The organism is Microvirga sp. GN3, assembly GCF_055792825.1.
Genome location: NZ_JBVVAK010000118.1, coordinates 1 through 24443, shown reverse-complemented (window position 1 = coordinate 24443; position 24443 = coordinate 1). Strand labels below are relative to the sequence as shown.

Sequence of the window (24443 nt, the reverse complement as noted above, 5' to 3'; positions counted from 1 at the left end):
AGGACATCCTCGATCATTGCTGTGACGCGTGGAACAGGCTCACCGAGCAGCCCTGGACGATTATGTCCATCGGCTTGCGCGACTGGGCACACGGGTTCTGATCACCAGGACGTGGTATAAGCGCTTCTTTCGCAAGCTGCTGAAGGGCTTGTGCGACGTGCCGAGGCTCATTGTGACCGATAAACTCGGATCCTATGGCGCCGCGAAACGAGAGATCCTGCCGGGCGTCGAGCATCGGCAGAGTCGATACCTGAACAATCGCTGAGAGGTCTCGCACCAACCCACCCGAAGGCGTGAGCGTCACATGAGGCGGTTCAAGTCCGTCTGGCATGCACAGCAGTTTCTCTCTATTCACGCTCCGATCCATGACCACTTCCACCGCCATCGCCTTTCCGCCAGCGGGTATCGGGCTGCCCGCGATCGTGCATTCGCTACCTGGCGTGATGCGACAGGGACTGCCCTCGCAGGTTAATCCGGCTTGGTCTGACGGCGCTGCCAGCAACAGCTGTGTCTACTCGGCAGCAAGTTGATGGAGTGGACGCTCCCTGCTCACCGGCATCAAAGTGCCAAAGGGTGGTCGTCATGAAGAGGGCCACAAGGAGAGGGAGCGTCCGCCATGCAGATTACCACAGTCGGCCTGGATCTGGCCAAACACATCTTCCAGGTGCACGCCGTTGATGCCGCCGGCCAAGTCGTGGCTCGCAAGAGGCTGCGCCGCACGGAGATGCTGTCGTTCTTTGCCAGTCTAAGCCCCTGCCTGATCGGCATGGAGGCGTGCGCGACCTCTCACCACTGGGCACGTGAGCTGACCAAACTGGGCCATACGGTCAAACTGATGCCGCCGGCTTACGTCAAAGCTTATGTCAAACGCGGGAAGACCGACGCGGCCGATGCCGAGGCGATCTGCGAGGCCGTGACCCGCCCGAGCATGCGCTTCGTGCCGGTCAAATCAGCCGAGCAGCAGAGTGTGCTCATGCTCCACCGCGTGCGGGCTCTGCTGATCCGCCAGCGCACCATGCTAGTCAATGCCCTACGCGGGCATTTGGCCGAGTTCGGCATCATCATCGCGCAAGGGATCAGTCGCATCCGCGAGTTGATCGCAATCCTTACGGATGAGAGTGACAAGGCCGTGCTGCCGCCGCTGGCTCGGCGGGCTCTGGCGCCTCTGGTGGACCAACTGATTGATCTGCAGCCGCGGATCCGAGCGCTTGAGGGCGAACTGCTAGCCTGGCACCGGCAGAGCCAGGAGAGCCAAAGGCTTGAGACGATCCCCGGCGTGGGCTTCATCACTGCTACGGCCCTCGCGGCGACCGTTCCCGATCCATCCCACTTCCGCTCCGGCCGGGAGTTTGCGGCTTGGCTGGGACTGACCCCGCGGCCGAACTCGTCAGGCGGCAAGGAGCGGTTGGGGCGGATCTCGAAGATGGGCGATGGCTACCTGCGAACGCTGCTGGTGGTCGGCGCGACAGCGGTGATCCGTTACGCCCGAACGAAGACAGCGGCGGACACAGCTTGGATCAACAGTCTGCTGACGAGGAAACCAGTTCGGCTGGTCTCGGTGGCTCTGGCTAACAAGACGGCGCGGATCGCCTGGGCGCTCCTGGCCAGAGGCGAGGTCTACCGACCTGCCGCGGTGGCTGCCGCTTGAGGGGGTGCGACGGATTGAAGTTCTCAGTTTGGGAAGGGTGACGATGACGTGATGCAAACCGGTCGAGCCGGGATCAGGCAAACCCGAGGTACTGTCAGAGCTTCAAGCTCGCCAAGTTGTGAGGGATCTGATCTGCGGACTTACATCAGGGCCCGCGGCCACACGAGCCGCACTCACAGGCCGTAGATATGACTGCCCCGACCACTTGCACTCACGTTCAACAAAACCCTTGCCGGCAGGGAGCGTCCAGATATGACAGTGCCTCATTCAACCTGCGCTAGGTTACACTTTAACCCAGAGCGGCCCTCCGCCAGTTTCACCTACAACCCCGAGCAGCGGCCCTTGAGCTTTTGAATTCTGCATAAACATCGTTCAGTCCGGCCGGTCGGCTTCCACCTCAGCGCATCAGGATTCAGCATCAGAGATGCACTCCTCGTGCGATCTCACTCATGAGACGGATGTCAGATCGAGCTTCGAAGGTTGACCTTCGTCGCTAATGGAACTGCCGCTCTCACGCCTTGCCTGGGCACATCTGATGAGAAGCAAAGCAGGTCCGAAAAGCAGAAGGTAGCAGAGTGCCCCAATCCGAAGCGTCGTATCGATGCCGAATTCGATGCTTGTCAGCACGGCGACGCTTGCCGCGAGCACTCCGGCTGCTCCATTGATACCCCAAAACCAAGGCGTTGGTTTCTTGTCGATCGCCGACACCAGTCGCATTCCAGTCGGAAAACCAAAGCCCATGAGGAAGCCGGCTGGCGAGAGAACCAGGACCGCCAGCCCGGCTCGGTGCAGGAGGCCCGCGCTCTCAAGCCGGAGCAGGATGCCGGGCAGCCAGAACGGCAGGAGAAGGAGGTATAGGCTGGTCAGAACCGACCAGCCGACCAGCCTCCCGCTGCTGTCGAGTGGAACACGCTCGGACACCAAGCTGCCGATGCCGGTCGACAGGATCAGGCTGAAGAGGACGACGCTGAGAGCATAGACTGGGTGGCCCAGAAAGACACTGATGCGCTGAAGCAGGCCAATCTCGGCCATCATGAAGCCGATGCCGATCAGGCCGAAATAAAATGTTCCGGCGCCGATCAGCGCGGATGGTCCCGTGCTCGCGGAGGACCGAAGCGGAACGATGATCGTCGCCGCGACGAGAATGGCCGAAATGAGGATCAACATGGCGAGCGTCAGGGTCGCGCTCAGATTGCCCCCATAGACGCCCACCCGCGAAGCCAGAGTAAAGACGTCCTGATCGAGGAGGCGACTGAGCCGCAACTGATTGAAGAAGAATGGGCGTGCGTCGGTCGGCGGGCTCAGGTCGAGGTAGGAGGCCTCGGTGGCCCGCGCGAGAGTGATGCGATCGGGCGCCGAGACGATACTCTCGAGCAGCGGCGAGGCGGCCGGTGCCTGCGGGCTCAGCAGGACAGAGAACGCGTAGGTGTCCGCAGCCTGCCGGAGCGCCGCCAGGGCCTGGTCCGACAGCGGTGAGCGCGACATGACCAGGGTCGCCACATGGTCTGACGCCGCCATGAAGAGGTGTCTCTTCGGGTCCGTCGCCCCGAGGGATTGGAGCATCGCAACCGCGAGGCTCACCATGCGGCCGGTCTCGTTGACCTCGCCGGGGGCGTACCAGCGGCTCACGGTGAAGACACCCGAAGGCGTCAGGCGCTCGAGGAAGACCCGCCAGGCCTCGACCGTGTAGAGACCGTTCTCCGACAGGGTGAAGGCGCCGGCGCCCGTGGCCGCCCAGGTGTCGATCAGGCTCATCTGGATGACATCGAAGGAGCGCTCGGCGCGGGCGAACCAGCTTCTCGCCTCATCGACTTCGAAGGAGACGCCGGGCTGCCGACCGATGGCGGTGTCGTTCGCGAAGCGCCGGGTCAGCAGGTCGATGAAGATCGGGTTGATCTCGACGCCAACCACTTCTGAGACACCGAACAAGCGCGCGGACAAGAGGTCCCGGCCGCCGCCAACGCCAATCACCGCCCCGGTCTGGAGGCCGGGAACCGCGTAGGCGAGGTTGGTGACGTCGTAGCGGAGGAAGGCCAGCTCGTTCAGATCGCCGGTGAAGCGATAGACCGCCGTCCCGGCACCACCGTCGATGTTCATCCAGCGCTGCTCGATCGGATCTGCGACATAGCGTGGGGACGGGCCCCAGAGCGCCGGCCGCGTCCTCTCGGGCGGGCCGACCGTGATGCGCGAGAACGAGTTCCATTTCTCGTAGGCGATCGTCGCCGGATGCTCGATCTGGTCCTTCACCACCGTCGGCCGGACGCCCTCGATCAGGCTGTTGGCGAGAGCGAGGATCGCAAGGCCCGCAAGCATGGTGCCGCGATACCGGAAAAGCCAACCGGCCACAGACCGGCCAGGCGACCCATCCCCGAGGCCCGCCCGCGCGAAGAACAGCCCCCCGGCGGCAATGAGGACCGCAATCCAGAGCACCGCCGAGGGACCACTGACCAAATTGAGCAGCACGAGGGCCCCGAGGCAGCCGAGAGCCGCGCCGAGCAGGTCAATCCCATAGACCACACCGACGGGGCAGGGACTGCGCGTCAAGGCCAGGCTGACGACGATGCCGGAGAAGAAGAATGGGAGAGATAGGGCAACGGCGAACTCAGCCCAGACGACGAGGGACATGACCGATGCGGGCAGGCTCGTGACAATGGTCAACTGCACCAGGAGCGCCAGGATTGTCGCGAGGGCGAAGCTGAGTGAGGCGGCGCTCAGGTGATAGGACAACTGCTCCGGGCGGTACTGCTCGGGGCGAAGGTAGACCCAGACCGCTCCGGCGGTGAGGCCGAACATCGCGATGCTGATGACGAAAAATGCGAGGTGATACCAGGATGTGACGGAGATGATCCGGGTCTCGACGATCTGCAGCATCAGGGTTGCTGCGGTGATCAGGCCAAGGCCTGTATAGAACGACAGTCGTTGCGCAATCTTCTGCAATCGTCGTCCCCGTATCTTGGCGGATCGATCGTCGAGTCCGCTCAACAGGCCTTCTTCCGGTAGACTAATAGCGTCTTAAACCTCTCTAATCGCTCCACCTCCCGCCTTTGCTCCCATTGCGCAATGGCATCCTTTGCACTGTGCTCCGCTCGATCGAACGCGAAGGAGTTCGGGTAAAAGAGAATGTGCCCCCCGGGACGCATTTTGTCGGTCAGCAGATTTACAAGCTCCAAGTCCGTCATGGCGCCATAGGTATCATTCTGCTCTCCCCGGAACTCGCAGAGGTGAAAAAGCGTAACCACATCAAAGCTCGACAACAGTTTTCCATTGAGCAGATAAATATCGCCGAAGACAGCCGTGTAGAAGCGCACGACATCGGGGCGGTTGATGGCAAGTGTCACGTACGCCTCGTACTCCTGAGGCGAAGCCGTGATGCCGAGAACAGTGTTTCGACGCTCTGGACGGGCGCATTCGATCCCTACATGGTGGTGTGCCCCTGTTCCAAAATGAAAGAGCGTCGCATCCCTGATCCGCTTCTCGTCCAGCCACTCGATCAGGTGCACGTCGCAGGTGCACTCGGCCTCATGGAGATCCCAAGATCCCTTCCAGAAATGCAGTGGGGCATGCGTGCTCATGCCGACCGCTCCTCCTGACCTTGGAGCAACGCTATTCGCCTCCTGAAGTTCAGCTAATGGGGAAGTTCAGCTAATGGGAGAGCATGAGGTTCTGTGGGCAGCTTGTGAGCGGACTCTCAAGGACGGCAGCGACCAAGCTCATTCAGCTGCTAATCCAATGAGAGCTCTGACTACGAGGAACAGTGTTGCCCCATAACTCCTTATGCTCTCCAGGAACATCATCTTCTCACGAGCAGGAGCTCTGCGTCTATCTGCTCTTGAGGCTGACGAAGAGGCTCTGACTTTTAATCAGAGGGTCCTGGGTTCGAGTCCCAGCGCGCTCACCAACAATATCAAAGGGTTACCGGCGTCTGCCCTTTGAGCCATTTTCTTCCAGGTAGCCAATAGGTAGCCAGACGTCAGGACGGAAGCGGTTTGCTCGGGTTCGAGCCAAGCCGAACTGGGGAGCCGAGCAACGGGCTGAGTCGTCTAAGGCCTACTCTCCACCAATTCCCGGCTCACCGGAATTGCCGTTGTGGAACAGTCCATGATGAGCCTAGGAAGGGCTGGTCTCGCGCCATGAACGGACCTTTACCTGGCATGCCTGAATTTCCCAATTTGACCGAGGCCGTATCAAAACTCAGACCGTCCTGATCTCGACGAACTATTTGTACAAGTTCATCCTCTTGTACCGGAGATTCCCCGGTGTATCGGGGATTACAGGAAATTAAATTGCTCCACGGAGCGGCCCGATCGCGTTTTGACACGGCCTCGACCCACTGCTGACTATCCGGTGACCCGGCATATGCGGGGAAGGCGCGGACTGTCAGTGGTGCTCAAACCTCCACTTTTACACACCAACTCCGTTGCAGGGCGTCCAGCCAACAGAACCATCGGTGAGGTCACTCCAACTCGGGCATTAGGGCGAGTCGTATAGATCGACGGGCATGTCCAAGCCCGTCAGCGACAAGCACCACCGCTTTTCACCTCAGATCATCGCTCATGTAGTCTGGTTGTACTTCCGTTTCCCACTGAGCTTGCGGCTGGTCGAGGAGATGCTGCTCGTGCGTGGTGTCGTCGTCTCCTACGAGACTGAGCTGGCATCAACTTACGCAGGCAGGAGCTATCTGGGGTATCACACTCAGCTCCAAGCCTTGAAATCACGTCGCCTGCTTCAGACCAAAAAAGCTCCTGAAACCAGCGATACCCGTTCAGTTGACGATGCCGAGCGTGGCATAATGGACGGTACAGACGGTGCCATCCTTGACCGCGTGCACTGCCTTCTCACTGCTCTGCCGATTAACCGTGGCTGGACGGGCCCATTGAGGAGGACATCATGGTGAAACATGGGACATCCGAGGGTCGCAAGAGGGGCAAGGGTTTCGATGAGGCGGTGATCCGCGAACTCGAGCGGACGGGAACCCCACCGTCCGCAATCACGGAACAGCGACTACCGGAGAAAATGCCAGCCTGGCCGAGTCGCATCCCCAAGCAACTCGGCCAGATTGTCCTCGTGCTGCAGGGTGGCGGTGCGCTCGGCGCCTACCAGGTTGGCGCCTATCAGGCCCTGCATGAAGCTGGGGTCGAGCCAGACTGGGTCATTGGTACCTCGATCGGCGCCATCAATGCCAGCCTGATCGCCGGCAACGCTCCGGAGAGCCGGATGGAGCGGCTCCGGGAGTTCTGGAGCCGTATGCAGCGCAGCCCCTGGATGGAACTCCTGGGAGAGTGGCCTCTGATGGGGCCTTGGGCGGCCAACCTGACAACGATGGCTCAGGGCATTCCGGCCTTCTTCCGGCCGAACCTGCCGGCTTTCCTCGGCCCGCACGTCCCGCTTGGATCGGAGGCCGCCAGCTATTACGACACGTCCCCTCTGGCTCGGACTCTCTCCGAGCTCGTCGATTTCGAGCAGATCAACGGGCGGGAGACGCGGCTCACGGTCGGGGCGGCGAACGTGCGTACGAGCGAGATGCGCTACTTCGACAGCCGCGACATGCATCTCGATGTCCGCCATGTGATGGCCTCTGGTGCTCTGCCCCCGGCCTTCGCGGCCGTGCGCATCGACGGGGACCTCTATTGGGATGGCGGCATCCTGTCGAACACGCCGGTGGAGGCGGTGTTCGACGACAAGCCGCGGCGCAACTCGATCGTCTTCGCGACCCATATCTGGAATCCGCAAGGGCCCGAGCCCGATACGATCTGGCAGGTCATGAGCCGACAGAAGGACATTCAGTACTCGAGCCGCACCAACAGTCATATTGCCCGGCAGAAGCAGATCCACCGTCTTCGGCATGTGATCGCCGAGCTCGTCCGTCGCCTGCCGGAAATGGAGCAGAAGACCCAGGCGGTGCGCGAATTAGCGGCTTATGGCTGCTTGACCCGGATGCACGTGGTCCGACTGCTGGCGCCGCCGCTCGATGGTGAGGATCACACGAAGGACATCGACTTCAGCCCGAGCGGCATCCGCGAACGCTGGGAGGCTGGCTACGCCGACACGAGCCGGGTTCTGGAGCTGGCACCTTGGTTCGGCGCGTTCGATCCGATGGAGGGCTTCATCCTGCACGAGGCACACTCCGGGGCGATGATGACGGCCGGCTGAGATACGGCAGTGAGAGGCGGCTCTGGTGCATGAACCTGTCAGGCCAGAGGATTAAGGAACTCTTGGCCGGATCGAAGGCGCAACAGATCGTGACACGCGAAGTTCATGAACCGGTGCCCTGGCCGTGCCGGATGTCATACCTCGCGATACAGGCTGACCACACAGATGTGCGTGTCCTGTACAGCTGTCGCCTCAATACTCGCCCTAAAGCAGAATTCCTCAAGTAGGGCCGGTATGACATTCGACTCAGCGGCAGCGCTTCTCAAGCTTTTTCGACAACAGAGACACCCGGAGAGTTGCCGGGTGTCTCGCCGTTGATTTCAGGCTCGGGTTAAGGCAACGAACCTTCCGAAAGACCCTGCGACCTCCCCAGTGCAGGAAGGCGCCCTGTGGCGAGCACGATCATGAGTGCAAGGAGGGTCGCGACCGCCCCCGTCCAACCCAGGTCAGCCGGCGTTCCAACATTGATCACCGCGCCGCCGACAACGGACCCGAGCGCCACGCCGAGATAAAGAGCCGAGGCGTTAAGCGATAGCGAAACGGGGGCGCTCGCAGGGTGGAGCGCCACAAGGCGGCTCGCCTGCGCCGGCAGCAGCATCCAGCCCACGATCCCCCACAGAACGGTCAGCACGATGAGGGCCGGCCCAGCAAGCGCAGGACTGAGGAGCTTGGCGGCCAGCGAGATGATCGTCAGGATCACGCTGATGCCGAGAATAGAGAAGATCCCGGTGGCACGCGCACCATACCGGTCCGCGGCTTGGCCGCCGATGAAATTGCCCAGAGCGGCGCCGCCACCCCAGGCAAGCAGCAGGCCCGGTATGACCACCGCCGGCAGCCCCGTTCCCTCAACGGCAAGGGGCGCGAGATACGTGAAGACGCTGAAGCCCCCGGTCATGACCAAGAGGGTCGTGGCCAGAATCGGCAGCATTCCGGGCTTCACAATCGTCATTGCACGCTCACGCAGCGGGATGCGTGTCCCCCGCAGATGAGCGGGAATCTTGAAAAGAAGAGCCACGGCTGCGACGGCACTCAGGGCCGCGATCGCCGCGAACGTGCCCCGCCAGCCCGTCAGTGTTGCCAGCAGCGCACCGATTGGAGCACCGAGCGCCACCGCCACCGTGGTGCCGCCCACCACCACGGAAATGGCGCGTGCGCGGCGTTCGGGCGGAGCGAGCGCAATGGCCGTGGCCTGTGCGGTCGCAGCATAGAGGCCCGCAGCGAGCGCCATGATCACACGAGCGAGGAGCAGCGTCAGGAACGAGGAGGTCAGGGCCGCAGCCAGGTTGCTGGCCGCGAAGAGAACCATCGTACCAGCCAGAACGCGGCGCCGGTCGACGTCACCCAGCAGTGTCGCAAGAACAGGGGCGCCGACAGCATAGGACAGGGAAAATGCGGTGACGAGGGTTCCACCCTGAGCGACAGAAATCCCTGCTTCTGCGGCGATGTCGGGCAGGATGCCTGCGATTACAAAGCCTTCCGTCCCAACGGTAAAGGTGCCGAGCGCGAGCCAAACCAGAGGTGAAATCACATGAATTCTCCATATTAAAAGATTATTGAAAAGCGGCAATTCCCAGTCCTGCTGGATCAGCTGACTGCGTCCGCCAAGCGCAACGAGGGCAGGACGAGGGATCTTCAGATTGCGGCTCAGCCTCACGGATGCGAAAGCGGGGCACAGCGGTTGCCAACCCGATGGCGATGCAGGTTCTGATCTGACCCCCGCCCATTCAACTCAGTCGCATGCCCGCTCTCCTGGCAGGATCCTAGTACTGGGCAGGCTCCCGGGAGTCGCGGCTGCCCTTTTCACTCCCCACATTGTACCGGGTGGCCGGCTTCGTCCTTGAAAGCTTGCCGGCCATCGCCCGGCGGGCCGCGTCGTAAGCATCCCACTCTGACTTTTGCTCAAGGGAGGGGATGGTGACCGTCTCGCCCTGGTCTAGACCTGCCAGTGCAGTGTCGACCAAGTCCTGCGCCGACATGACGATTTCCGCTGGGAGATTGTTCACTGGTAGCCCGGCAATGTCCCAGAACTCCGTCGCTGTGGCACCGGGCAGGACCGCCTGGATCCGCATGCCCTTGTCAGACAGTTCATGGTGAAGGGACTGGCTGAAGGCCAGGACGAAGGCCTTGGTGCCGCCGTAGACGCCGTTAAGCGTCTCCGGCGAGATGGCAACGATGGATGCGATGTTGATGATCGTGCCGCCACCGCGCGCCACAAAGGCCGGTGCGGCCGCGTATGTCAGTCGTGTCAGCGCCAGAACGTTCAGCCGGATCATCCGGTCCATCGCGTCGATATCGGAGGCAAGCAGGGGAGCCGCTCCACCAATGCCGGCATTGTTCACGAGCATCGAGATCGTTCTGTTCGTCCGCAGGATCGCCTCAACCCGAGCAAGATCCGCACTGTCGTTCAGGTCGGCGGGCAGGATCTCGATCGAACGGCCGGTCGCGGCGCGCAGGCGGGCCGCAAGCGCCTCGAGGCGGCTCTGGTTGCGCGCCACGAGGATCAGATCGTAGCCGCGCCGGGCCAGGCGATCGGCATAGATGGCGCCGATGCCGGACGAGGCGCCGGTGATCAGGGCGGTGCCCTGGGAGGTCGATGTGTTAATCTGTGTCTCCTCATTCTCAAGGTTCTAAAGACCGTGGATGCTCACGGCCGAGGTTGGCCATCAGTTGGAATTCAATGGCCGGCGCTCTGTCCGCCGCCGACGTGGAGGATCTCGCCGGTCACAAAGCCGGCCGTCTCGAGGTAGAGGACTGCCTCGACGATGTCGGAAACCTCGCCCATGTGCCCGACCGGGTGAAAAGCCCCGAAGGCTGCGTGGGTCTCAACCGGGTGCATCGACGACTTGATGATGCCGGGCGAGACGGCATTCACCCGGATACCGTGCTTGGCGTATTCGATAGCGAGTGACTTGGTTGCCGCGTTGAGGCCACCCTTCGTCAGCGACGCGAGCACGGAAGGTACGCCGTCGACCGCGTGGTCGACGAGGCTGATTGTGATCTGCACGATATGGCCACTGCCCTGCTTCTCCATTTCGGCCAGAGCAAGCTGGGTAATGTGGAAGAAGCCGGCGGTGTTGGTTCGCAGGACAGCGGTGAAGTCGGCCTCGGTATACTCGGTGAACGGCTTGGCGATGGAGATGCCGGCATTGTTGACGAGCGTGTCGATGCGCCCAAAGCGCGATACACCTTCGGCGATCGCCTGCTCCGCCGTCTTCCGGTCACCGATGTCGCCGGAGATGACGAGAACGTCGGGGTTGCTCGACGGCCTAACGGACCGCGCCGTTGCGATCACTCGGTAGTTGCGATCGAGATATCCGTTGACGAGAGCGGCGCCGATGCCTTTCGATGCATCTGTGATGATCGCTACTTTTCTGTCGATGCCCATGATGGGAACCCTTGGTTCTTGCTAATCGTGGTGCTGCTGTCCGTTGAGTTGGGTCATGCTGCATTGTTGGGGACATAATTAGTCTCGTCCGATGCGGGTGCGAATAGCCGCTAAACGAGAGACACTCTTTCGTTTCGTGGTTGAATGCGGAGAGGGGAGGGCGTTGGATTGCTGCTTTGACCGAGTGATGGCCGAAGGCGAAAGATCGGCTTCGGCCCAGCTTGCTTGGTTGCTCAATCCCTCAAGCGACGCATCGTTCGGAGCGGTCCTCTGGGTCCGCACGATGCGCAAGTATTTACCGACTGTGCCAACAGCCCTCTAAGGGCCCATCATTAATGCGGTCGATGAGCGAGTGACAGGCTCTCGCGTACTTACTCGGTGTCGCGGCTCGCAGTCGCGAAGTGACTGCGGAACCGCGGTAGAGCCAAGTCGAAAAATACGCGAACTTTTGGCACGGAGAGACGCCCGTTCGGCGAAATCAAGTGCACGGGCGTAGGCGGCGGCTCATGGTCCTTGAGAACAATCGCCAATGACCCTTCGCGCACCTGTTGTGGGACGTGATAAGAGAGCACGCGCGTCACGCCTCGGCCGCTGACAGCAGCGACTATGGCTCCCCGGATGCTGTTGACGATAAGCCGCGGTGTAAAATGCACCGTGCGGGGAGCAGATGATCCGTCCAGCGGGGGAAAGCTCCAGGAGTCGATCCCAAGATCTGCAAATGTGATGATCTGATGCTTGGCAAGGTCCGCCGGTTCTACAATGCGGGGATTCTGCGCAAGGTAGCGCGGCGACGCCGTAACGACCCGGCGCACCTCGCCGACACGGGTCGCCACCAAGCTCGAGTCGGCGAGGTGCCCGATGCGCAGGGCAACATCGATGCCCTCATCGATGAGATTTACAAACCGATCCAGCAGGTACAGACGCACCGACACCGCCAGGTACGCATCCAGGAAGGCGTCGAGGATCGGGCCCAACACAGTCTCACCGGCAAAGACCGGGGCGGTCACGGTCAGCGTGCCGCGCGGCGCCGAGCGCCCCCCGGCCGCCGTGATGTCGGCCTCCTCGAGATCGATGAGCACGCGCCGGCAGGCGGCCGCGTAGCGTTCCCCTGCTTCGCTGAGCTTGATCGATCGCGTCGTGCGGTGAAGGAGTTCGGCGCCGACATGCTTCTCCAGGAAGGCGATGGCGCGGCTGACAGCGGCCGGCGAGCGGCGAAGCTTGCGGCCGGCGCCGGCGAGGCTGCCCTCATCAAGCGCCGCGACGAAGACTTTCATGGCATCGAGGCGGTCCACGTCTTCGTCCTCCCCTTATTCTTCCGGCCGGAGGAGTAATGGCCGCCAAATCATAGCTATTCACTCGCGTTCCGGCAATTCCTGTCGTCCTCGCCGCTTCGCCCCGGGATGGGCTCTGCTCATCCCCATACAGGATCTGATTGGAAGAGAGTTGTCCTGGCTTTGCCTGTGCGTCCGCACGTGACGAGGCAGGGTCAAAGCTGTCCTGCCTCCTTGCAGAACGCCTGTACCAGAGGGCCATTCGCTCACAAGGTGAAAGAGTGTCTCCCGAAACCGGGCTATTCAGTCTCCCTCCGATTTCCCTCATCTTCTCGCCCATCAAAGCCATCGCATGAGGCCAATGGCTTTCTTAACGAAAGGAGAGACTGTAATGACTAAGCTCATCAAGACCCTTGCCGCAGCCGCTGCCGCTACCGTTCTCACCACGGGCGCCTTCGCTCAGAGTGCGAGAGAGATCCGTGGCCCCTCGCCATATGTCGCCATCGAGAACGAGCCCGCCCCCAAGCTGATCGTGGACGCCCCACTTCCCGAGGGGCTGGCCATCGGCGTCTACTGGGCCCAGTATCGGGTGGAAAACCTGCGCATCGTACCGGTGTTCGGGAAAGGCGCCGTCGGCGCATCGCCACGCATCGGGCATCTGCACGTTATCGTCGACGACCTGCCGTGGTGGTGGGCAGATGCGAGCGACAACAACACTGTCGATATAGCCAATTTTCCTCCGGGCCCGCACAAGGTGAAGATCCAGTTGGTCGACGCCGGCCACAACGTCATCCCGGGCCAGGAGGTGACTCACACGTTCACCATCCCGGACACTGCGGCCCCTCACATGCACTGAGGATCGCGAAGGCTCTGTACGACAGTCCGACCGACTCAAAACGAGCTTGGCGTGGAACCCGAACTCTCACGCCGACCCTATGACAGTGGGCTCGTAAGTCCATCTGATGATCATAGTGCAACAGGTCCACTATGGCAGCGCAACTGTAACGACGGGACAGACAACTCACGTTGATCGTCCCAAGATAAAAGGAGGTTTTCATGCAAACGAACGAAGTATCCGTTAGAACAGCGTCGGAAGCGGACGCGCTCGCACGGCTTGGCGTCGGCGCAGCGGCTGCCGCCATTCGCCATGGCGATGTCTCGTCAGAGTCATATACCGCTGCGCTCCTCCAGCGCGCCCGAACGCACTCCGATCTGAATGCCTTCATCACGATAGATGAAGCCGCTGTGCTGGCTGCGGCCAGAGACGCGGACAAGGCTCGCGCCGCTGGTTCCACTGCTCCCCTTCTGGGCGTTCCGTTGGCAGTCAAGGACAGCTATCTAACGCAGGGCCTCCGCACGACGCTTGGAGTGCGGAACCTGAAAGACTTCGTACCGAACGAGGATGCCGACGTCGTTGGCGCGATCAAGGATGCTGGTGGCATCGTCTTTGGCAAAAACAACCTCGTTGAGTTGTCCTATGGCTTGACCGGCAACAACAGCCCGTATGGTCAGGTGAAAAACCCACACAACCGTGATCATATCTCTGGAGGCTCCTCCAGCGGGTCTGGCGCATCTGTCGCGGCTCGGATCGTACCCGCGGCCTTAGGGGGCGATACCGTCGGTTCGATCCGAGTGCCCGCGTCACTCTGTGGTGTGGTTGGCTTCAAGCCGACGACGGGACGGTGGCCACGCAATGGGGTCGCTCCGATCTCCCATACCCTCGATACAACAGGCGTCCTTGCCCGCAACGTTGACGACTGCGCGCTGATCGATCAAATCGTCACGAAGGATGAAGCGACCGCGCCCTCCGATCGATCCGACCTGAAGGGCGTCAGGTTCGCCTATGCGCCCCGGCAATATCTTGATCTAGTCGAGCCTGACATCGAGACGCATTTCAAAGACACGGTCCGGCGCCTACGCGACGCTGGTGCCGAGGTCGTCGAGGTCGATCTCGGGGAAGGCTTTTCCGCGCTCGCCGAGACGGCGACGTGGAACATCTTTTTCCATGAAACGATGGAAGCGCTCTCGGATTTCCTTCGTCGCAACAACGTTCCAGCTACATTCGACGAAATCTATAATGGACTTAAACCTGGGCTAAAAGAAGCGTGGGCGCACGTCGTTCTGCCAAGTGGGACTGGGTTTATTTCTACAGACACATATGAGGCAGCGCTGTCTGCCGATCGCTCCGAAATCCGGCGCCGCTTCCATGAAGCATTTTCTCGCAGCGGGGCGGAGGCGCTTCTCTTTCCAACGACTCCCCGCACAGCGCCGTTGATCGAGCACCAGTCGAAGTTCTTAATCGCGGGTCAGGAGGTCAGCGATTTGGCTCTGGCCAGGCACACCATCCCTACGAGCGCAGCGGGTTTGCCGGGCATCAGCATTCCTACGGGTCTGTCCGAAAATGGCCTGCCGATAGGGCTTGAGATCGACGGCACGCACGGTCGTGACAGGCGCCTCCTCGACCTTGCACGTCGTGTGGAAGCTGCCGTTGGCGCACTGTCATCACCGGTCTGAAAAACCGGCGCAGGACCCACCCATAGTGGGCTGGATAAACAACAGCCTACACGTCACAGAATTGAGTTGGAAAGATTACGAAAATGACAAATCAAACATACGTCAAGCAAACGATTTCCGTCGAGCATGTCACGATCAGGTCCAGCAACTCGTTCGACATCGTCAGAACGAAGCTGGAGGCGCTGCTTCCGCGACTTGATGAAAGGATTCTTGCGATCCTGCGGGACGGTGAGAGCGCGCGGGCCTTGCAAGAGGCGGAGGCTTTGCCGACGCTCTCGATCTTCGGCTTTCGCGATCATGGCTCATTGCTGAGGATAGCCGGTCTTCAGCGCCGAGCGGTGCAATATGACATCGGTAATCCGCTCACTGCATCTAAGATGACCCGACATCAAATCTCTGCGGCTCTCTATGCGCCCATTCGCGTCCTCCTTCGTGAAGACAGCGATGGACTCATCGCGTTTGAGTATGACCGCCCGACTTCTGTTTTCGGCCAGTTCGGTGACGATCACGTCGATGGAGTCGCGCGCCAGCTTGATCAAGATTTGCAATCGGCGCTAGAGGCGGCCGCGTCCTGATGGGTGGTGGCCATCCGCATCCGACATGAAAGCGCGGCGCAGTTACGTCAAATACAGATCGTCACTTCCCAGACCGATCACTGAACCCTATCCCAGGCGCATCCACGCGCCGGAAGTTGGAGAAAGACTATGCGAACGTCATCAACGAGGCAGACATCGACAATTGGTCGTGGTGGTAAGGAGTTGCGTCAGTCTGCGCCTGGATCCAAAGGAGGTTCCATGAAAGACAATCTACACATAGATCGGCGCAGTCTGGTCGCAAAGCTCGGACTGGCTGCCGCAGCCGCCGCGCTTTCTGCGCCCACAGCAGCCCATGCCGTTCAAACTGTGGCGCTCCCGAAGGGAGCCGTTACCGTCGTTGCTTTTGTTCGGGCACGCGACGGCAAAGAGGCTGAACTCGCTCGGGCTACTGAGGTTCTGGTCCCAAAGGTGCGACAGGAGGCAGGAAATCTCCTCTGCCAGGTTCACCGGGGTTTAGAAGAGCCCGGGCTTTTTGTGTTTTATGAGATCTTCGAGAGTGCCGCGGCGCTCGAAGCCCATAAAGCAGCCCCATACGTGAAGCAGTGGGCCATGGACATTGAAGCGCTGACAGCAGGACCGGTCGAACTGAAGCTTCTCGAAGCCTTAGGTTAGAGCCAGCTCCGTTCCATGAGCGTGTCAGGCCGCGGAATGTAGGAGATGAACTGAATAAACGGACCATGCTTCGCATCATCAACCTAGCTCTGGTCCTCAGCCTTGCTGCTGCAGGACCAGCTTTTGCGCGCCGCCGCCCTCGAGACATGGCTGCCATCGATAATGCCCTGCGGACGGCGCAACTCTCGGCCTCTGAAAGGCAACAGGTTTGGATCTGCGCACAAGAGGCGGGGAAGTGCACGAGGCGGATAATCACCCCGAGTCGGAGAGAATTCTCGACCAAGCCAAGAGGCTTCTCAAAATCTGAGGCTGCCGTGAGCGGGCCAGCCGTGGGTTGGCCGCTTTTTTATTCGGCCCTGATCTGCCGGGCGACTCCGGGAGCGCTTGTCATGCCTTGGAATCTTGACGGTGCGCACGGAACGGCTTTTAGGGCGTCAGCTTGCGAACGGGCCGGTCATGCACAATGCCCTCGTCCTCTGGAGTGATAGCCTTAATTCAGAGGCTTGAGATCGCCGAGCACGGTCGGGATCAGCTCGGAGACGGTGGGGTGGACCGGCACGGCCCATTGCAGCGTTGGATAGGCTGCTCCGGCATTCATCATGTTGAGGACGCCGTGGATGACCTCATCGCCGGTTACGCCGAGAACGGCAGCGCCGAGGATCTGCTTCGTGTCCGCATCAGCGACGATCTTGATGAAGCCCTTGGTCTCGCCGCGCTCGATGGCGCGCCCGACCCGCGTCATCGGGCGCTTGGACACCAGCACCTTTCGGCCTGACCTGAGCGCTTCGGTCTCGGTCATGCCGACGCGTCCCAGCGGTGGATCAATGTAAAGCGCATAGCCGGGCACACGCTCGCTGACCCGGCGGCTGGCACCGTCAAGAAGATTGGCGGCGACGATCTCGTAATCGTTGTAGGCGGTGTGGGTGAAGGCCCCACGCCCGTTGCAATCGCCCAGGGCCCAGATGCCGGGGACAGTGGTGGCGAGGCTGTCATCCACCTCAATGTAGCCCCGGGCATCGACCGCGACTCCAGCATTGTCGAGACCGAGATCGTCCGTGTTGGACCGGCGCCCCACCGCCAGCAGCACATGCGAACCGACCACGACGGGTGCCCCGGATGTGCAGTCGACGCTGGTCGCTACACCGTCCGCGTGAGGCTCGAACCCGATGCAGGTGACGCTGGTGCGCACCGTGATTCCCTCCTCGGTCAGGATCTCGCGGACCGCTTCGGACACGTCCTCGTCCTCGCGGGCGATCAGCCGCGGCATCATCTCGACCACCGTGACCTCGGCGCCGAAACGCCGGTACATCTGGGCAAATTCAAGCCCGATATAACTTCCGCCGACGACGACTAGGTGCCGTGGAATGGTATCGAGCTTGAGGATCGAGGTGTTGGTGAGATAGTCGACTGTGCTGACGCCCGGCATGTCGGGCACGCTTGCGCGGCCGCCGACATTGATGAAAATGCGGGGTGCCTTCAGCAGGCTCTCGCCGACTTGGACGACACCCGGACCTTTGAACCGGGCGTGCCCTTCGATGACTGTCAGGCCGTCCATACCGCGCAACCACGCCTCGATGTTCCGGCGGGCATTCGTTGAGACGGTATCGGCCCGGGCCTTGACCCGTTTCATGTCGATGCTGACCGGACCCTCGCTTGCGATCCCGTACTCGGCGCTTCGGCGGGCAAGATGGGCCGCGTAGGCGCTGGCAACCAGCGTCTTGGTCGGCATGCAGCCGGTGTTGACGCAGGTGCCGCCGAACAAGTTACGCTCGATGAGCGCGACCCGCATGCCAGCAGCGGTCAGCCGCCCGGCCAGGGATGGGCCCGCCTGTCCGGCCCCGATGACGATGGCGTCGAAGACTTGGGTCATGGTACGGGCTCCACGATGGGCACTGGCCGAGGATCACTGCGGTGTTCCCCGGCTGGCCTCTTTCCAAAACGAAATCTTAGACCGCCGGGACCGCTGCTCACGTCGGCAGCGGCTGGCCGGTCTGCTCCGCCACCATGTACTCGGCGTACCAGTCCGGCCAGCCCTCATCATGGTGGCCAATCCGCTTCTCGTGCTCACCGTGCGCGGCCGCTGCACGCCGGAGCGCCGTCGCGAGGTCTGCCGACGAGGTAAAGGTCGCGCCGTCCGTGTCCACGCGTCCGGGCAGGCGCTCGATAACCTCCTGTAACAGCCAGCCGTTGCCGTCCGGATCGCTGAACGAGGTATACGTGCGGTAGGTGCGGTTTTCGGGGTCCCGGCCGCTCACACGGGCCCGCCCGAACAGGTACGGCTCGTCCGTGCCGGAATGCTCGTCGCCGGCGTGGAACACCTCGCCGACCTTGACGCCACGTCGGAGCAGTTCATCGCGGGCGGCCTGAATGTCGGAGACGATGAGGTACAATCCCTGGGCGGAGCCAGGGGCCGCCGCGGTCACGTTCTTGCCGAAGATGACCGAGCACCCGGAGCCCGGTGGCGTGAACTGAATCACGCGCCAGTCATCACCGGCGGCGAAGTCAGCGTCGAGCCTCCAACCGAGATTGCTGTAAAAGCTTTTGGCGTGATCGACGTCCGCAACCGGGATGACGACGACCTCAAGCTTCAGGTCGACTGTTCGCGCTCCTGGGGTGTGGGTTGTCGTTTCGCTGAGGACCTGAGTATTGCTCATGTTACGCTCCTACTGTTTGGGCGTCTTGATACTAGCGGGCTCAGGCCGGCCCCAGCCCCGATGGGCGCGGCGGGATGGGCGAATGGACAAGCGCAAGACTGCTGGCGTTGTGTGCACAAACCGCTGCAGTGTGGTCTTCCCTAGACCTCTCCTAGATGTCGATGGAGGCTGCCGCCCTTGCGATCAGGTTCTCCTCCGCGAGTTACATAACCACTCGGTTCAGGAACGACGTCGGCAAAGCTGCCGGTCAAAAGCGGCTCGTCGGGAGCCCAAGTCCAACGCAGGGACATTGATTAAGTTAGTAGGCTATACCTCGGGAGCTTGGCCAGCAAGCGGCGCCTCTGGAGTATGCCCCATGTTCACCGACCATGATGCCGCGAATGGCCGCATCGGGCCATGGGCCGGCAGAAGGCGAGGGACGCTCTTTAACCCGGAGGCCGCCCGAAAGCTTCCTTCCACCGCATAATTCCAGATCGACACAGTCTCTCAGAACCGGCTTGTTAAAAGGTGGGGAGTCCCATCAGTTCATGCGCTGCCCCCAAATTACAACCGTGCTGCATTTTCAGCCTTATGTCCCAAGAAGTCGAAAAGGACGTGGGGCATGCCTTTCACCTCGAAGCGCAGTGGCTTGTCTGTACGGAGCTTGAGATAAAGTTCGATGGCAGCAACAAGACTTGCCTTTACTGATGCGAAATCATGGCGTGCGACCGTAGCGGCCAGTTCTCCCGTTTCATCAAGCGTTACGTCTCAACTCGTCTCACACCACGCTGCGGGCGCCCCGCACGGCGATGGAGCATAGGTCCCAGAACCTGATCACGGAAGAAGGCGAGCATGCTGATGGCCTCAAACAGTTCTCCGCGCAAGGCTCTGGCCGCTCCGTAATGAAGCCAGATCCAGGCCCGGGCCTCAAACCAGTCCGGATCCAGGTTCGGCCAGGAAATGTCCGCCCGGTCCAACCTTTCCTCGACGGCCGCCTTGTCTCGTGACCAGAAGACGATCGGGCGCTGGAACCGCCAAGCTTGATCGCGCGTTCTGCTGCTGAGGCTCTCCCTTCCTTGGCCGCTCCGTGATCCAAGCCTTTCTCTACAACGCCGATGGACATGACCAAGAGGTCGAGCTCGATCAGCAATGCCTTGTCGGCCTCGACGAACGAACGCTCCTGTGGGTGGACGTCAACGGCCGCAACCACGATGAGGTGGCGCATCTGGCCTGCCTCTTCGGTCTGGACCACGGGTCTGGCCGGGCACTGCTCAATCCGCAAGAGGCGCCTTACCTCGACAATTATGGCGAGTACTTCCAGTTCGACGTCATCGGCCTCTCGCGCGGAGAGAACGGCAACGGGGATCGCGCTTTGACCAGGTGGCTCCCCGTCCACCTGGACTTTCTCGTCGGCCCACGATGGATTATCACCGTTCATGACGGCGAGCTGCCCTTCCTTCAGGCCTTCCGCGATCAGGACAAGAGTGAGACCGTGATCGGGGCTCTCAGCCCGCCGGCGCTCGCGGCTTCGCTGCTGGACTGGCACCTGAGCGCATATTTCGAGGCCGTCAGCGAACTCGAGGAGTTTTTGGACCGGCTCGACGAGGCGATGCTGGCGCATTCGGCACGCCGCAGCCTGCTCGCAGGCGTGGTCGGAATGCGGCGCAAGGTGTCCGAACTGCGCCACTTCCTGAACCAGCAACGCCCCGTCTTCTACGGGCTCTCGCGTCCGGACTTCGCTCAGATCTTCGAGGCCGATGCGGCTGCGCATTATCAGTCGCTGGAACGGCGGTTCGAGCGGGCCGTCGATGCGGTCGACCATGCCCGCGAGCTGGTGAGCGGCTCCTTTGAGCTGTTCACGACCCGCACGGCGGAGGCGACCAATGACCTTGTCCGACGGCTGACGTTCGTCACGGTGATGCTGGGCGTGATCGGGGCGGTGGCGGGCGTGTTCGGCATGAACTTCGAGACGCCCTACACGCAAACCGGCGTCCTTGGCTTCTGGGTTGTCATCGGCGCCTTGGGTGCTTTCATCGGCATCGCGGTCGGTCTGGCCCGTCGCAGAGGCTGGATCTGACGGGTGGGGGCAACCGCCAGCGCGTCCCGGTCCTTCCGAACTCTGGTTAAGCGCATCAGGGCCAAGGAGGCAACGATTGAGAGATCATGCCAGTTAAGTCGACGATCACCCCCGATTGCGTTCATAACCGGCGAGTTTCAGCGATGTTTCAGTGCAATCGTCGCCTCATGGCGCTTCTCGGAAGTGAACCGAATGTCAGCTCTGGCAGGGAATACCAGACGTCCCTGACGGACAACAAATTTCCCGGATTGACCCGGTGCCGGCATTCGAACCGACTTGCAGCGCCCCAACCTCTTCCAAGGAAGCGGATTTCAGCGCGAGCGGGCTTCTTTGGCCCGCATTTGCGTCGGTGTCATCCCCGTCCAGCGCCGGAAGGCATGGGTGAAGGCGCTGACCTCCTGAAAGCCGAGCATCCAGGCAATGCGCGAAATTGAAATGCTTGCATCCTTAAGATAGCAAAGGGCCAGATCCTTGCGCATCTCCTCGCGGATCCCGAGGAAGGTCAGGTTCTCCGCCGCCAGCCGGCGCGCCAGGGTCCGTTCACTCATGCCCAGCGCCCGGGCCACTTCGCCCGCACGGCCCTTGCCATGGGGCAGGAGCGGAGCGAGGGCGTTCTCCACGCTCGCGCGGATTGGGCTGGCGGGATTGGCCCGCCGGGCCAGGGCCTCCTCGCTGTAGCGGACAAGGAGCTCGTTCAGAAAAGGATCCGCGTTGACCAGCCGAAGCTGCGACGCCCCGCGGGCGAAGGTAATGTCGTCAGCCTCCGACGCAAAGGCCACCTCACACCCGAAAAATGCATCAAGCTGACCTGATGCGCTGCAGCGCGGATGAGCGAAGCTGACCCGGATGGGCCTGAGCTCGGTGCCGGTCAGGGTTTGACAGATCCGGACGAGCGTTCGCGACCAGAACTCGACCTGGTGCCGATCCGTGTGTCGCGGCACCCCGACATAGCTGTAGCGGAGGCTCAGGTCGCTGCCCTCCTGGCATCGCAGCCGGACGCCCTCATTGGTGATGGCGCTGAACCGCTCGACGCGGGCCAACGCCTCGCCGAGCGTCGCCGAGGAGGCCAGCACGAAATAGAGCAGGCCGCCCTCCCGCAGCTCGAATGCCCCGGCGAGATGGAATCCCAACAACTCATCGGGAAGGGTGTCGGCCACCAGATTCAGGAAGCTGATCTCGCTCGCCGCGTTCACGCGGGCCTGCCGATCCTGGATCTGGGACGCAGTCAGACCGACCTTACGCAGGAGCGGGCGGGCATCGAGGCCTGCCGCAGTGGCTCTGGCAAGAGCCAGGCGGGCAACAATGCCGACTGAGGTGGGGTGCATCATGAGAGGTGTCGAGGAAAGCTTTCGCATCGGGCACGCTCCTCGCTGCGACGGAGACCTGCATTCCAAGCCGGAGGCTGGGGCGGGCAAACCTCTGGCGGAAGATAGCAAGACCGGCGCGGACCGTCTCCGGTATGAGCACGCCCTTCCAGCACGACGTGATTGGCAGGCGGCAGGAGCCTCGCTCCTCTAGCAAGAAGCCAAGGTTGCGTGCGCCGCTGGGGTTTTTCGCGCTAATGGAGAATGGAATGCTGCAATCGATCGACGATCACGGGGATATGTCCCGACTGGCGCCGCTTGCTGGGCCAGCCACCGAGGCGTATCCTCTTCACTCAATCAACGTGCCTGCGTTGGACTTGGGCTCCCCGACGAGCCGCTTTCGATCGACAGATTTGCCGACGTCGCTCCTGAACCGAGTGGTTGCATGAGACCCGAAGGAGGAGCTGCCCGCAAGCGCCGCCGCTTCCATTAGTGCGCGGACCTGATCGCAAAACTGAGGCCTCCATAGAAGTCCGCAAAGAGATCTAGGGGCGACTGCGCTGCCGTGGCTTGGCACACAAGGCCAGACATCTTGCGGCCGTCCGCTCATCAATCTCGGTAATCGCCACCTGTGGCGATCCGAATGAATGGAGAATATCAATGTCGCAACAAACATCACTTCCGAACCAGCCTAGCCCCGGGGCAGCCTCAGCGGCCGCAACCGCGTTGAATGTGCCTCCTGCGGGCCTGGCTCAAGCCGTCGAGCACGATGCGATCCGTCCCTTCCGTGTCGACATTCCGGAAAGTGAAGTTACCGAACTGAAGCGTCGCATCAAGGAAACCAGATGGCCGGAAAAGGAAACAGTCGCGGACGAATCGCAAGGCGTACAACTGAAGACCATTCAAGAACTTGCGCGTTACTGGGCAGACGAGTACGACTGGCGCAAGATCGAATCCAGGTTGAACTCATATCCCAATTTCATCACCGAGATTGACGGTCTGGATTTTCACTTCATTCACGTCCGCTCCAAACATGAAAATGCGATGCCGCTGCTGATCGCGCACGGCTGGCCAGGCTCGATCGTCGAGCAGGTGAAGCTGATTGGCCCCCTGACCGATCCGACCGCGCACGGTGGAAGCGCAGCGGATGCGTTCCACGTCGTCATTCCATCGATGCCGGGCTACGGCTTCTCGGGCAAGCCAAGCACGACCGGCTGGAATCCCCAGCGCATAGCGCGCGCCTATGCTGAGCTGATGTCCCGCCTTGGTTATGAACGGTATGCGGCGCAGGGTGGTGACTGGGGTTCGATCGTCGTCAACTACATGGGAACTCAGGAACCCAAAGGACTGCTCGGCATCCACACCAACATGCCTGAGGTGATACCGCCCGACATCGATGCGCTTATCTGGTCCGGCTCCCCTCTGCCCGATAATTTGTCGGCCGAAGAGAGGAAGGCCTGCGAGCAAGTTCGTGAAAATAGGTTTGGCTACGCGATCGTCATGGGCACGCGTCCGCAAACGCTGACCGGGCTGGTGGATTCACCCGTCGGTTTGGCGGCCTTCATGATCGACCACGATTGGAAGAGCCATGCCATGATCGCGAGGTCGTTTGCCGGGGTCAAAGAAGGCCTCTCGCCCGACGATGTCCTCGATAACGTCTCGCTCTTCTGGTTCACGCGCACCGCGATTTCGGCAGCCCGCCTTTACTGGGAGCAAACGGTCGCCGGTAATTCTTTCTTTGCGACCAAAGGGGTCAAGCTCCCCGTCGCCTGCAGTGTGTTCCCTGACGAGATGTATGTAGCGCCGAGGAGTTGGGCCGAGAAAGCGTATCCCAATCTCATCCACTTCAATAAGCTTCCAAAGGGCGGCCACTTCGCCGCCTGGGAGCAGCCGGAGTTCATGATCTCCGAGATCCGCACGGGGCTCGGGCCACTCCGCAAATCGCTCTGAAGGCCTTGGCGCGCATCTTGTGCGCGCCGCCCCCCCTCTGCGAGCGCGGCGGCCACGGGAGCGTTAAACGCCTTCATGGTCGCGGCTCCAGCATGAAGACCGCGATGTCCGTCTGAAGCAGCGCAGAGCGAGGCCGGCTGATTGCTTATTTGCCTGCGCCTGGTTCAGCCTGTGTGGCACGCAGGAGATTGTCACGGATTCGTGCCACGGTCTTCTGCGTGGCAGGAAAGTCCGCTCCGAGCCCGATGGCGTCGACCAGCGCCGCGCCCGGATCCGTCTCGAGCAGGTGGCGGCCGGCCGGCG

At 61.6% G+C, this 24443-nt stretch carries 17 protein-coding genes and 1 pseudogene; 9 read left to right on the top strand and 9 right to left on the bottom strand.

The genetic code is table 11. The features are described from left to right. Positions 1 to 616: 616 nt before the first annotated feature. Entirely contained in the window at positions 617 to 1648 is a 1032-nt protein-coding gene (locus tag ACS5Q1_RS35040) for an IS110 family RNA-guided transposase (protein ID WP_473102556.1), read from the top strand. Positions 1649 to 2095: 447 nt separating this feature from the next. Here the strand turns inward: ACS5Q1_RS35040 and ACS5Q1_RS35035 are convergent, their stop codons facing one another. Both ACS5Q1_RS35035 and ACS5Q1_RS35030 read right to left on the bottom strand, forming a co-directional pair. Continuing rightward, positions 2096 to 4630: a spermidine synthase family protein gene (locus tag ACS5Q1_RS35035; protein ID WP_473102555.1), complete on the bottom strand. Its 2535-nt coding sequence runs from the start codon at positions 4628 to 4630 to the stop codon at positions 2096 to 2098. After that, a complete protein-coding gene (locus ACS5Q1_RS35030; protein WP_473102554.1) occupies positions 4627 to 5220 on the bottom strand; it encodes a hypothetical protein in 594 nt (197 codons plus the stop codon). Before ACS5Q1_RS35030 ends, ACS5Q1_RS35035 begins: the two co-directional genes overlap by 4 nt. 926 nt (positions 5221 to 6146) lie before the next feature. Here ACS5Q1_RS35030 and ACS5Q1_RS35025 point away from each other — a divergent pair. Next, positions 6147 to 6293: pseudogene (locus tag ACS5Q1_RS35025) on the top strand (IS6 family transposase); the annotation flags it as partial. A gap of 368 nt (positions 6294 to 6661) precedes the next feature. Then, positions 6662 to 7798: a patatin-like phospholipase family protein gene (locus ACS5Q1_RS35020; RefSeq protein ID WP_473102558.1), complete on the top strand. Its 1137-nt coding sequence runs from the start codon at positions 6662 to 6664 to the stop codon at positions 7796 to 7798. Between the two features lie 331 nt (positions 7799 to 8129). Here the strand turns inward: ACS5Q1_RS35020 and ACS5Q1_RS35015 are convergent, their stop codons facing one another. From ACS5Q1_RS35015 to ACS5Q1_RS35000, 4 genes are all read right to left on the bottom strand, one after another. After that, the gene (locus ACS5Q1_RS35015; RefSeq protein ID WP_473102553.1) at positions 8130 to 9326 is read right to left on the bottom strand and encodes an MFS transporter; all 1197 of its coding nucleotides are present in this window, start codon (positions 9324 to 9326) and stop codon (positions 8130 to 8132) included. 232 nt (positions 9327 to 9558) lie between these two features. Further along, positions 9559 to 10401, bottom strand: coding sequence for an SDR family NAD(P)-dependent oxidoreductase (locus ACS5Q1_RS35010; RefSeq protein WP_473102557.1), 843 nt, complete (start codon positions 10399 to 10401; stop codon positions 9559 to 9561). Positions 10402 to 10472: 71 nt separating this feature from the next. Next, a complete protein-coding gene (locus tag ACS5Q1_RS35005; protein ID WP_473102552.1) occupies positions 10473 to 11183 on the bottom strand; it encodes an SDR family NAD(P)-dependent oxidoreductase in 711 nt (236 codons plus the stop codon). 371 nt (positions 11184 to 11554) lie between these two features. Beyond that, positions 11555 to 12475, bottom strand: a complete 921-nt coding sequence (locus tag ACS5Q1_RS35000; RefSeq protein ID WP_473102551.1) for a LysR family transcriptional regulator — start codon at positions 12473 to 12475, stop codon at positions 11555 to 11557. Positions 12476 to 12845: 370 nt separating this feature from the next. Here ACS5Q1_RS35000 and ACS5Q1_RS34995 point away from each other — a divergent pair, with 370 nt between their 5' ends. The 4 genes from ACS5Q1_RS34995 to ACS5Q1_RS34980 all read left to right on the top strand — a co-directional run bounded on the left by ACS5Q1_RS34995 (position 12846) and on the right by ACS5Q1_RS34980 (position 16176). After that, positions 12846 to 13310 carry a DUF6130 family protein gene (locus ACS5Q1_RS34995; RefSeq protein WP_473102550.1) on the top strand — a complete coding sequence of 155 codons (465 nt, stop codon included), beginning with the start codon at positions 12846 to 12848 and terminating at the stop codon, positions 13308 to 13310. 200 nt (positions 13311 to 13510) lie between these two features. Then, positions 13511 to 14968, top strand: coding sequence for an amidase family protein (locus ACS5Q1_RS34990; RefSeq protein WP_473102549.1), 1458 nt, complete (start codon positions 13511 to 13513; stop codon positions 14966 to 14968). A gap of 83 nt (positions 14969 to 15051) precedes the next feature. After that, positions 15052 to 15543, top strand: coding sequence for a DUF302 domain-containing protein (locus ACS5Q1_RS34985; RefSeq protein WP_473102548.1), 492 nt, complete (start codon positions 15052 to 15054; stop codon positions 15541 to 15543). 219 nt (positions 15544 to 15762) lie between these two features. After that, the gene (locus tag ACS5Q1_RS34980; RefSeq protein ID WP_473102547.1) at positions 15763 to 16176 is read left to right on the top strand and encodes a putative quinol monooxygenase; all 414 of its coding nucleotides are present in this window, start codon (positions 15763 to 15765) and stop codon (positions 16174 to 16176) included. A 490-nt stretch (positions 16177 to 16666) separates the two neighbouring features. Here ACS5Q1_RS34980 and ACS5Q1_RS34975 read toward each other — a convergent pair whose 3' ends face one another. Continuing rightward, the gene (locus tag ACS5Q1_RS34975) at positions 16667 to 18046 is read right to left on the bottom strand and encodes an FAD-containing oxidoreductase (protein WP_473102546.1); all 1380 of its coding nucleotides are present in this window, start codon (positions 18044 to 18046) and stop codon (positions 16667 to 16669) included. A gap of 97 nt (positions 18047 to 18143) precedes the next feature. Then, a complete protein-coding gene (locus tag ACS5Q1_RS34970; RefSeq protein ID WP_473102545.1) occupies positions 18144 to 18830 on the bottom strand; it encodes a VOC family protein in 687 nt (228 codons plus the stop codon). 1066 nt (positions 18831 to 19896) lie between these two features. On the opposite strand from ACS5Q1_RS34970, the gene ACS5Q1_RS34965 reads away from it, so the two are divergent. After that, a complete protein-coding gene (locus ACS5Q1_RS34965; RefSeq protein ID WP_473102544.1) occupies positions 19897 to 20886 on the top strand; it encodes a magnesium transporter CorA family protein in 990 nt (329 codons plus the stop codon). A 311-nt stretch (positions 20887 to 21197) separates the two neighbouring features. Here the strand turns inward: ACS5Q1_RS34965 and ACS5Q1_RS34960 are convergent, their stop codons facing one another. Then, positions 21198 to 22241 (bottom strand): AraC family transcriptional regulator, encoded by a 1044-nt coding sequence (locus ACS5Q1_RS34960; RefSeq protein ID WP_473102543.1) that lies wholly within the window; start codon positions 22239 to 22241, stop codon positions 21198 to 21200. A gap of 609 nt (positions 22242 to 22850) precedes the next feature. Here ACS5Q1_RS34960 and ACS5Q1_RS34955 point away from each other — a divergent pair. Next, complete coding sequence (locus tag ACS5Q1_RS34955) at positions 22851 to 24140, top strand: epoxide hydrolase family protein (protein WP_473102542.1); 1290 nt, start codon at positions 22851 to 22853, stop codon at positions 24138 to 24140. Positions 24141 to 24443: the final 303 nt, after the last annotated feature.

What these genes read in the sequence shown, in the direction of transcription:
- ACS5Q1_RS35040 (WP_473102556.1), top strand. Translation starts at nt 617, where the DNA reads ATGCAGATTACCACAGTCGGCCTGGATCTGGCCAAACACATCTTCCAG.
- ACS5Q1_RS35030 (WP_473102554.1), bottom strand. Translation starts at nt 5,220, where the DNA reads ATGAGCACGCATGCCCCACTGCATTTCTGGAAGGGATCTTGGGATCTC.
- ACS5Q1_RS35020 (WP_473102558.1), top strand. Translation starts at nt 6,662, where the DNA reads ATGCCAGCCTGGCCGAGTCGCATCCCCAAGCAACTCGGCCAGATTGTC.
- ACS5Q1_RS35005 (WP_473102552.1), bottom strand. Translation starts at nt 11,183, where the DNA reads ATGGGCATCGACAGAAAAGTAGCGATCATCACAGATGCATCGAAAGGC.
- ACS5Q1_RS34995 (WP_473102550.1), top strand. Translation starts at nt 12,846, where the DNA reads ATGACTAAGCTCATCAAGACCCTTGCCGCAGCCGCTGCCGCTACCGTT.
- ACS5Q1_RS34990 (WP_473102549.1), top strand. Translation starts at nt 13,511, where the DNA reads ATGCAAACGAACGAAGTATCCGTTAGAACAGCGTCGGAAGCGGACGCG.
- ACS5Q1_RS34985 (WP_473102548.1), top strand. Translation starts at nt 15,052, where the DNA reads ATGACAAATCAAACATACGTCAAGCAAACGATTTCCGTCGAGCATGTC.
- ACS5Q1_RS34980 (WP_473102547.1), top strand. Translation starts at nt 15,763, where the DNA reads ATGAAAGACAATCTACACATAGATCGGCGCAGTCTGGTCGCAAAGCTC.
- ACS5Q1_RS34975 (WP_473102546.1), bottom strand. Translation starts at nt 18,046, where the DNA reads ATGACCCAAGTCTTCGACGCCATCGTCATCGGGGCCGGACAGGCGGGC.
- ACS5Q1_RS34970 (WP_473102545.1), bottom strand. Translation starts at nt 18,830, where the DNA reads ATGAGCAATACTCAGGTCCTCAGCGAAACGACAACCCACACCCCAGGA.
- ACS5Q1_RS34960 (WP_473102543.1), bottom strand. Translation starts at nt 22,241, where the DNA reads ATGCGAAAGCTTTCCTCGACACCTCTCATGATGCACCCCACCTCAGTC.
- ACS5Q1_RS34955 (WP_473102542.1), top strand. Translation starts at nt 22,851, where the DNA reads ATGTCGCAACAAACATCACTTCCGAACCAGCCTAGCCCCGGGGCAGCC.